Here is a 5,285-nt window from a genome sequence, read left to right as displayed (position 1 = left end):
TCTGAAGGCGTTTGTGCTGTTTTCTTCTGCGGCGGGGACGTTGGGTGGTCCGGGGCAGGGGAGTTATGCGGCGGCGAATGCGTTTTTGGACGCGTTGGCGCAGCGGCGTCGAGCGCTCGGCCTGCCCGCCACCTCCCTCGGCTGGGGCTTCTGGGAGGAGCGCAGCGGGCTGACCGGCCACCTCGGCCGTGCCGACCTGAACCGCATGTCGCGGGTGGGCATCGCTCCGATGACCTCGCAGGAAGGGCTGGCCCTGTTCGACGCGGCCTGCGCGACGGACGAACCGATGCTGCTGCCGATGCGGCTGGAGACCTCCGCGCTGCGTGCGCTGGCCGCGTCCGGCACCGTGCCGCCGCTGCTCAGCGCGCTGGTACGGACTCCGGTCCGCCGTACCGCGGCGGACGGCGGGGGCGCGGCGAACGGCGCGGAGTCGTTGCAGGAGCGGCTCAGCAAGGTCTCCGCGGCGGAGCGGGCGGGTGCGCTGGAAGATCTGGTCGTCGCGCAGGTGGCGTCCGTACTGGGGCACGCCTCCGTGGCGGCGGTCGAGCCCGGCCGTCCGTTCAAGGAGCTGGGCTTCGACTCGCTGACCGCGGTCGAGCTGCGCAACCGTCTCAAGAACGCCACCGGGCTGCGCCTGCCGGCCACCCTCGTGTTCGACCATCCGACGCCCGAGGCCGTCGCCGCCCACCTGGGGGCCAAGCTCTTCCCTGAGGCGGCGAACACCGCACCGGATGCTGGCGCACCGGGTGATCCCACGCCGGACGACGGCTCCCGCGCGGTCACCGGCGGGGACCGGGGCGGGTCCCAGGACCTCACGGACTCGATCGACACGATGGACATCGATCACCTCGTCAGCCTCGCCCTCGACGGCAAGGACGGCTGACCGGGCCGCCGGCCCGACACCGGCGCCGGCGCCGACTCGCAACCGGCGCCGGCCCCGATCCCCGGCCCCTACAGCGACCTCGCCAGGGGCAGACCCTCCCCCTCCAACCTCACCAACCCCTCCGGACCCCTCTTCGACGCCTGAGCGCAGGCGGAACGCGGAACGTGGAGAACCAGATGACCAACCCTGACGAGAAGGTCGTCGCCGCCCTGCGGGCCTCCCTCAAGGAGACCGAGCGGCTGCGGCAGCACAACCGTGAACTCGTCGACCGTTCCCATGAGCCCCTCGCGATCGTCGGGATGAGCTGCCGCTTCCCCGGTGGAGACGTCGTGGGAGGCGGTCGAGCGGGCGGGGCTGGATCCCCGTGCCCTGCGGGGCAGCCGTACCGGTGTCTTCACCGGCGTGATGTACCACGACTACGCCGACCTCGTACTCCGCTCTCCGGACGCGGTCGAGGGCTATGTGTACAACGGCAGTGCGGGCAGCATCGCGTCGGGCCGGGTGTCGTACGTGCTCGGATTGGAGGGCCCGGCGGTGACGGTGGACACCGCGTGCTCGTCGTCGCTGGTCGCCCTGCATCTGGCGGCACAGGCGCTGCGCAGCGGCGAGTGCACCCTCGCACTCGCCGGCGGCGCCGCGGTGATGTCCACGCCGGTGCTGTTCGACGAGTTCGCGCGCGGGCAGGGCATCGGGCTGGCGTCCGACGGGCGCTGCAAGGCGTTCGCGGACAGCGCGGACGGTACGAACCTCTCCGAGGGCGTGGGGGTGCTGCTGCTGGAGCGGTTGTCGGACGCACGGCGCAACGGGCATCCGGTGCTCGCCGTGGTCCGTGGCAGCGCCGTCAACCAGGACGGTGCCAGCAACGGCCTGACCGCGCCCAACGGCCCCGCCCAGGAGCGGGTCATCCGGCAGGCCCTTGCCCAGGCCCGGCTGACCTGCGCCGACGTCGACGCCGTGGAGGCGCACGGCACCGGCACCGCGCTCGGCGACCCCATCGAGGCGCAGGCGCTGCTGGAGACGTACGGGCAGCAGCGCGAGGGTCAACAGCCGCTGTGGCTGGGCTCGTTGAAGTCCAACATCGGGCACACCCAGGCCGCGGCCGGGGTGGGTGGTGTGATGAAGATGGTGCTGGCGTTGCGGCACGGGGTGCTGCCCCGGACGCTGCATGTGGACCGGCCGTCGCGGCACGTGGACTGGTCGGCAGGCGCGGTGTCGCTGCTGACCGAGCAGGTTCCCTGGCCGGAGACCGGCAGGCCACGCCGGGCCGGCGTCTCCTCCTTCGGCGTCAGCGGCACCAACGCGCACGTCATCGTCGAACAGGCCCCGGACGACCAGGAGCCGGCGGAACGGGCGGCGTCGGCGGAACCGGAGGCTCCTCTCTCCGACACCGACGCCGACGTCGCCCGTCCGCTTCCCGTCCCCTGGGTGCTCTCTGCCCGCTCCGGGGCCGCGCTGTGTGCCCAGGCGGCGCGGTTGCGCGCCCACCTGGCGGCGGCCCACGAGACCGACAGCCCGCGCGTGACCGCCCTCGCCCTCGCCACCACCCGCACCGCCTTCGAGCACCGGGCGGTGCTGCACTCCGGTGGTCCCGGCGGACTGTCCGCGGCCCTCGACGCCCTCGCCGAGGGCCGGACCGCGCCGTCCGTGGTGCGTGGTCCGGGCCGCCGCGAGGGCCGGACCGCCTTCCTGTTCACCGGCCAGGGCAGCCAGTACGCCGGCATGGGACGCGAGCTGTACGCCGGCAGTCCGGCGTTCGCCGCGGCACTGGACGAGGTCACCCGGCACCTCGATCCGCACCTCGAACGGCCCCTGCTCGACGTCCTGTTCGCCGAACCCGACTCACCCGACGCGGCGGCGATCGACCGGACCCGCTACACCCAGGCCGGGCTCTTCGCCGTCGAGGTCGCGCTGTTCCGGCTGGTGGAGGGCTGGGGGCTGCGCCCCGACGCGCTGCTGGGGCACTCCATCGGGGAGCTGGCCGCCGCGCATGTCGCGGGGGTCTTCGACCTGGCCGACGCCTGCCGGCTGGTCGCTGCCCGCGGGCGGCTGATGCAGGACCTTCCCACCGGCGGCGCGATGGTGTCCGTCCGGGCGGGCGAGGACGACGTACGGCCGCTGCTCGCCGGACAGGAGGACCGGGTGGGCATCGCGGCCGTCAACGGGCCCCGGTCCGTGGTCGTGTCCGGTGACGAGGACGCGGTCCTCGCCGTGGCCGCCGAACTGGCCGGCCGCGGTCACCGCACCAAGCGGCTCAACGTCAGCCACGCCTTCCACTCCCCGCGCATGGACCCCATGCTGCGGGACTTCCGGCGCCTCGCGGAAACCGTGGACTTCCACCCGCCGCGCATCCCCGTCATCTCCAACGTGACCGGGCGTACCGCCACGGCGGAGGAGTTGTGCGCACCCGAGTACTGGGTGCAGCACATCCGGCAGGCGGTGCGCTTCGGCGACGGCATCCGCGCGCTGCGCGATCTCGGCGTCGGTACGTACCTGGAGCTCGGACCGGGCGGGGTGCTGTGCGCCATGGGGCAGGAAGCCCTCGGTGACGGGCCGGCGGCGTCGGCGGGCGACTCGCCGTTCGCCGCGACGCTGCGCCGCGGCCGCCCCGAACCGGAGTCGGTGCTGGAGGCCGTCGCCGCGGCCTTCGTGCGCGGCACGGACGTCGACTGGGCCGCGTATCTCGGCGGCGGTGACGGCCGCCGGCGGCGGGTGGACCTGCCCACGTACGCGTTCCAGCGGCAGCGTTACTGGCCGAGGAACCCGCTCACCCACAGTGGTGACGCGGCGTCCCTGGGGCTGGAGGACGCGGCCCACCCGCTGCTCGCCGCGGTCGTCGAGGCTCCCGGAACCGGCGAACTGGTCCTCACCGGGCGGCTGTCGCTCGCTGCCCAGCCCTGGCTGGCCGATCACACCGTTCTGGGCAGTGCCGTCCTGCCGGGCACCGCCCTGGTGGAACTGGCGCTGCGGGCCGGCGAACGGGCCGGCTGCGACGTCCTGGACGAACTGACGCTGGAGACCCCGGTCGTGCTGCCCACCGACGGTGGGCTGCAGCTCAGGCTGCTCATCGGGCCCCCCGGCGAGGCCGGGCGCCGCACGCTCACTGTGCACTCCCGCCCGGACGGCGACCCGGCGGGCACGCCCTGGACGCGGCACGCCGGCGGCACCCTGGTGGCAGCGGCGGCCCATGCCCTCCCGTCGCGGCCGTTCGAGGCGACGGCCTGGCCGCCGCCGGGCGCCGAACCGCTGGAGGTGGCCGGCTGGTACCGGCGAGGCAGCGAGGCCGGTGTCGCCTACGGCCCGGCCTTCCAGGGGCTGCGGGCGGCCTGGCGGCGCGGCGACGAGGTGTTCGCCGAGGTGGCCCTGCCGTCCGAGGCCGACACCGCCGGGGATGCCGACCGGTACGGCCTGCACCCGGCGCTGCTCGACGCCGCCCTCCAGACCGTCGGCCTGGCCCCGGGCGCGGCGGACGAGGAGGCGCGCCCCCGCATGCCGTTCGCCTGGCGTGGCGTACGGCTGTACGCCACGGGCGCGCGCACCCTGCGCGTCCGGCTGACCGTCCTGACCGAGGACACCGCCGAGGGCGACGGCTCCGCCGGTACCGGGATCGCCCTGGACGTCGCCGACACCGCGGGCGCGCCGGTCGCCACGGTCCACTCGCTGGCGCTGCGGCCGGTCACCGCGGGCCAGGTGGAGGGCGTACGGAACGCCGTACGGGAGGCGTTGTACCGGGTGACCTGGCAGCCGCTGACCACCGGGAGCACCGGGGCCACCGGCGCCACCAGGATGATCGAGAGCACCGGTGGCACCGAGAACCTCGATCGGCAGGCGACGAGTTACGCGGTGATCGGCGACGACCGCGGCACCGGCCACGGCCACGGCGCTGGCGACGGCGACCGGTCGGACGGCTGGTGCGCCGAGGTCGCCGCCGCACTGCCCGGCGCCGTACGCAGCGCCGATCTCGCCTCGCTGGCCTCCGTACCCGACGTGGTGGTCGTGCCCTGCTCGGGAGAGCTGCACCCGGCCCTGCACCGGGTGCTGGCGCTGGTGCAGCAGTACCTGGCCGATGAGCGCTTCGCCTCGTCGCGGCTGGTCGTCCTCACCCGGGGGGCCGTCGCGGCCGGACCGAACGAAGAGCTGCCCGGACTGGCGCACGCCCCGGTGTGGGGTTTGTTGCGGTCGGCGCAGTCGGAGCATCCGGACCGGTTCGTGCTGGTGGACGTGGATACAGCCACGGACACGGGCGTGGACTCGCGCACGGGCGGTGGCGCTGGTGGTGTGGCCGCGTCTTTGCGGGTGTTGGGTGCGGTGGTGGCGTGTGGGGAGCCGCAGGTTGCGGTGCGTGGGGGAGTGTTGTGGGTGCCTCGTGTTGTTCGGGCGCGGGTGCCGGTGGTGGGTGCGCAGG

1 protein-coding gene and 2 pseudogenes are annotated in these 5,285 nt (G+C 74.4%); all 3 read left to right on the top strand.

From position 1 onward, the window contains the following. The coding region (locus OO62_RS35990; RefSeq protein WP_157850195.1) for a beta-ketoacyl reductase at window positions 1–883 on the top strand (883 nt) is incomplete at its 5' end. Window positions 884–1,059: 176 nt separating this feature from the next. After that, window positions 1,060–1,113: pseudogene (locus tag OO62_RS41220) on the top strand (polyketide synthase docking domain-containing protein); the annotation flags it as partial. 88 nt (window positions 1,114–1,201) lie between these two features. Next, window positions 1,202–5,285, top strand: a pseudogene (locus OO62_RS35980) (type I polyketide synthase); the annotation flags it as partial.

It is taken from the genome of Streptomyces lydicus (assembly GCF_000717345.1).
Classification (GTDB): domain Bacteria; phylum Actinomycetota; class Actinomycetes; order Streptomycetales; family Streptomycetaceae; genus Streptomyces; species Streptomyces lydicus.
The sequence above is the reverse complement of the archived record's forward strand: the minus strand, read 5'-3'. Positions and strand labels throughout refer to the sequence as shown.